At 71.8% G+C, this 4,788-nt stretch carries 2 protein-coding genes; both read left to right on the top strand.

Annotation, left to right across the window (positions count from 1 at the left end):
- The first annotated feature begins 174 nt into the window (after positions 1-174).
- Positions 175-2,097, top strand: coding sequence for an ABC transporter ATP-binding protein (locus tag C667_RS20275; RefSeq protein ID WP_004379939.1), 1,923 nt, complete (start codon positions 175-177; stop codon positions 2,095-2,097).
- Between the two features lie 3 nt (positions 2,098-2,100).
- On the top strand, positions 2,101-3,870 hold the full coding sequence (locus tag C667_RS20280) for a diguanylate cyclase domain-containing protein (RefSeq protein WP_245538516.1): 1,770 nt from the start codon (positions 2,101-2,103) through the stop codon (positions 3,868-3,870).
- The last annotated feature ends 918 nt before the right edge of the window (positions 3,871-4,788 follow it).

Raw genomic sequence — 4,788 nt, forward strand, 5'->3', positions numbered from 1 at the left:
GCGAACGCCGCCCCGCCTCCGCATGGAGCGGCGGTGGCCGCGGACCTTGCCGCAGCGCAGGCGCCGCCGCCCGTCGGGCACCCCGCCCCGCCTTGCGCGGGGCTTTTTGCTTTGCCGCGGGCACCCGCGGCCCCTCCGGCCGGTCACAGGCCGGACCCATCACGGAGCACTGCCGTGCCTTTCAGCTGGTTCGAACGCCGCGTCGACCCCTATCCCGAAGCCGCCCCCGGCCCCGCGCCGCGCGGCTTCTTCGCCTTCCTGTGGGCGGGCACCGAGGGCATGCGCCCCTTCATCCTCGGCATGATGCTGCTCACCGCGACCATTGGCGCCTTCGAGGCGCTGCTGTTCGCCATGCTCGGCAAGGTGGTCGACTGGCTGGCGGCGGTCGAGCCCGCGCGCCTGTGGGCGGACGAGGGCGGAACCCTGCTGCTGCTCGCCGCCATCATCGTCGGCAGCATCGCGCTGGTGGCGGTGCAGACCATGCTCAAGCACCAGAGCCTGGCGGGCAACTTCCCGATGCGGCTGCGCTGGAATTTCCATCGCCTGATGCTCGGCCAGAGCATGAGCTTCTACCAGGACGAGTTCGCCGGCCGGGTGTCGGCCAAGGTCATGCAGACCGCGCTCGCGGTGCGCGACACCTGCCTGATCATGACCGACATCCTGGTCTTCGTCGTCATCTACTTCGTCACCCTGACCGCGGTGGTGGCGAGCTTCGACGCCTGGTTCCTGGCCCCCTTCCTCGGCTGGCTGGCGCTGTATGTGCTGGTGCTGCGCTGGTTCGTGCCGCGGCTCTCCAGGGTGTCGCGCGCGCAGGCCGACGCGCGTTCGCTGATGACCGGGCGCATCACCGACGCCTACACCAACATCGCCACCGTCAAGCTGTTCTCCCACGCCGGCCGCGAGGCTGCTTACGCGCGCGGCGCGATGCAGGAGTTCCTGCACACCGTGCATGCGCAGATGCGCCTGGTGAGCGGCATCGAGATCGTCGTGCACAGCCTGTCGATGGGCCTGATCCTCGCCACCAGCGGGGTCGCGCTGTGGCTGTGGAGCCAGGGCCAGGTCGGCGTCGGCGCAGTGGCGGCGGCGACCGCGATGGCGCTGCGCCTCAACGGCATGTCGCACTGGGTGATGTGGGAGATGGCCTCGCTGTTCGAGAACGTGGGCACCGTGCAGGACGGCATCAACACCTTGTCGCGCCCGCACGCGGTGGTCGACCGCGCGGACGCGAAGGCGCTCGTGGTGAGCCGCGGCGAGGTGCGCTTCGAGCAGCTCGTGTTCGCCTACGGCGCCACCGGCCCGCAGGCGCGGCGGGTCATCGACGACTTCACGCTCACCATCCGCCCGGGCGAGAAGATCGGCGTGGTCGGGCGCTCGGGCGCGGGCAAGTCGACGCTGGTGAACCTGCTGCTGCGCTTCTACGACCTCGAGCAGGGCCGCATCCTCATCGACGGCCAGGACATCGCCGGCGTCACCCAGAACAGCCTGCGCGCGCAGATCGGCATGGTCACCCAGGACACCTCGCTGCTGCACCGCTCGGTGCGCGACAACATCCTCTACGGCCGCCCGGACGCCACCGACGCCGACATGATCGCCGCCGCGAAAAGGGCCGAGGCGCATGAGTTCATCCTCGGCCTCAGCGACCCCAAGGGGCGCAGCGGCTACGACGCCCACGTCGGCGAGCGCGGCGTGAAGCTCTCCGGCGGCCAGCGCCAGCGCATCGCGATCGCGCGCGTGATGCTGAAGGACGCGCCCATCCTGCTCCTCGACGAGGCCACCAGCGCGCTCGACTCCGAGGTCGAGGCGGCGATCCAGGCCAGCCTCTACCGCCTGATGGAGGGCAAGACCGTGGTCGCGATCGCGCACCGGCTGTCGACGATCGCGGCGATGGACCGCCTGGTGGTGATGGACAAGGGCCGCATCGTCGAGGAGGGCGACCACCACGGCCTGCTCGCCCGCGGCGGCCTGTACGCGCGCCTGTGGGCGCATCAGAGCGGCGGCTTCCTCGGCGAGGAGGCCGAGGACGGCACGCCGCTGCAGCCGGCTGCCCGGCGTGAGGAAACGCATCACGCCCGCGCGCGTGCTTTGTCCATAGAATGAGGCATGCTCACCGGAGGCGATGACATGGAGTCGGCGCCCGCATCCGGCGATGCGCATCCCCTGCGCATCGTCGCGCTCATCTACCTCTGCGGCGTGCTGCTGTTCGGCACGCTGCTCGCGCTCGAGTGGCGGCTGATCGACCGCAGCGTCGCCGCGATCGCGCGCGAGCGCGGTGCCGCGCTGTTCTCGCTCATCGAGACCACCCGCGAATGGAACGCCATGCACGGTGGCGTGTATGTCGTGGTGGACGAGACGACGCAGCCGAACCCCTGGCTCCAGCACCCGGCGCGCGACTTGCAGACCAGCGACGGCGTGCGCCTGACCATGGTCAATCCCGCCTACATGACGCGCCAGATCGCCGACCTCGCCCTGCACGCGGACGGCGCGCGCCTGCACATCACCAGCCTGAAGCCGATCCGCCCGGAGAACCGCGCCGACGACTGGGAGGCCGAGGCGCTCGCGCGTTTCGAGGCCGGCGAGCGCGAGGTGCTGGCGCTGGTGGAGGGCGGTGAGCAGGGCAGGGGGCCGGCGCATCGCTACATGGCGCCGCTGCTGGTGCGCGAGCCCTGCCTGCAATGCCACGCCGAGCAGGGGTACGCGCTGGGGGACATCCGCGGTGGTATCTCGGTGACGATGCCGGCCGAGGTGCTGATCGCCCGCCGCGACCAGCTGCGCACGCGCGCGGTCTTCGTCTACGTGCTTGCCGGCCTGCTCGCCGCCGGCCTGGTGCACGGCCTGCTGCGCGCCAACCGGCGCCACGTCGCCCAGGTACGGTGCATCAACGCCGAACAGGAGCGCCTGATCGAGCGCCGCACCGGTGAGCTCGCCGAGGCCAACCGCCGCCTCGCCGGCGAGGTCGAGCTGCACCGCCGCAGCGAGCAGCGCCTGGCAGCGAGCGAGTCGCGCTACCGCGCGATCTTCGACAGCGCGGCCGAGGGCATCATGCTGACCGACGCAGCGCTGCGCATCGTCCAGGTCAATCCCGCCTTCAGCGAGATCACCGGCTACGCGGCAGAAGAAGTCCTCGGCCGCACGCCGTCCATGCTCGGCTCGGGGCGCCACGATCCGGCCTTCTTCGGCGATCTCCTCGCCACGCTGGTCGCCACCGGGCGCTGGCAGGGCGAGGTGTGGAACCGGCGCAAGGACGGCGACCTCTACGTGCAGTGGATGTCGGCGGTGCGGATCGGCGAGGCCGACGCGCCCGAGGGCTTCGTCGCCACGATGACCGACATCACCTCGCGCAAGCAGAGCGAGGAGAGGCTGCGCTTCCGCGCCAACCACGACGCGCTCACCGGCCTGCCCAACCGCCGCCTGTTCGAGGATCGCCTGCAGTCCGCGATCGCCAGCGCGCTGCGCCATGGCGAGCAGTTCGCGCTGATGCTGGTCGACCTCGACCGCTTCAAGGGCGTCAATGACCGCTTCGGCCACCTCGCGGGCGACGCGCTGCTGGTCGAGGTCGGTCGCAGGCTGCAGCTCTGCGTGCGCGCCTCCGACACGGTGGCGCGCCTGGGCGGCGACGAGTTCGCGGTGATCCTCGGCGAGGTCGGGGGCCGCGAGGACGCCGCCGAGGTGGCCGCGCGCATCTGCGCGTCCATGTCCGAGCCCTTCGAGCTCGGCGAGGGCGTGGCGCAGATCGGCGCCTCGGTCGGCATCGCCCTCGGCCCGCAGGGCGACGCCGACGCCGAGGAGTTGCAGCGCCGCGCCGACACCGCGCTCTACACCGTCAAGCACCGCGGCCGCGGCGGCTTCCGCTTCCACGCCGAGCAGGGCTGACCGCACGCGCAGCGCCCCTGTCGCCGAACTCGCGCCTGCCGGCGCTCCTACACAAACCGCCACGCATCCCGCCCCCTGTAGGCGCTGCGGCAGCTGCGAACGAGGCGACCCGCAATCGACGCCGGCGCGGAATTCCGCCGCCGCCTTCGCGCCTGCCGGCGCTCCTACACGAACCGCCGCGCGTCCCGCCCCCCTGTAGGAACTGCGGCAGCTGCGAACGAGGCGGTCGGGCAGGCGGCGCGGGCGCGGATTTCACGGCCGCCTTCGCGCCTGCCGGCGCTCCTACAAAACCGTCGCGCGTCCCGCCCCCCTGTAGGAGCTGCGGTAGCTGCGAAAACGGCGGTCGGGCAGGCGGCGCGGGCGCGGATTTCACCGCCGCCTTCTCCTAAAAACCGCCGCGCGTCCCGCCCCCCTGTAGGAGCTGCGGCAGCTGCGAAAACGGCGGTCGCGCAGGTGACGCGGGCGCGGATTTCACGGCTGCATTCGCGCCTGCCGGCGCTCCTACAAAACCGTCGCGCGTCCCGCCCCCCTGTAGGAGCTGCGGCAGCTGCGAAAACGGCGGTCGGGCAGGCGACGCGGGCGCGGATTTCACGGCTGCATTCGCGCCTGCCGGCGCTCCTACACGAACCGCCGCGCGTCCCGCCCCCCTGTAGGAACTGCGGCAGCTGCGAACGAGGCGGTCGGGCAGGCGACGCGGGCGCGGATTTCACCGCCGCATTCGCGCCTGCCGGCGCTCCTACAAAACCGTCGCGCGTCCCGCCCCCTTGTAGGAGCTGCGGTAGCTGCGAAAACGGCGGTCGGGCAGGTGACGCGGGCGCGGATTTCACCGCCGCCTTCGCGCCTGCCGGCGCTCCTACAAAACCGTCGCGCGTCCCGCCCCCCTGTAGGAGCTGCGGCAGCTGCGAAAACGGCGGTCGG

The sequence above is a fragment of the Thauera phenylacetica B4P genome (assembly GCF_000310225.1).
Lineage (GTDB): Bacteria > Pseudomonadota > Gammaproteobacteria > Burkholderiales > Rhodocyclaceae > Thauera > Thauera phenylacetica.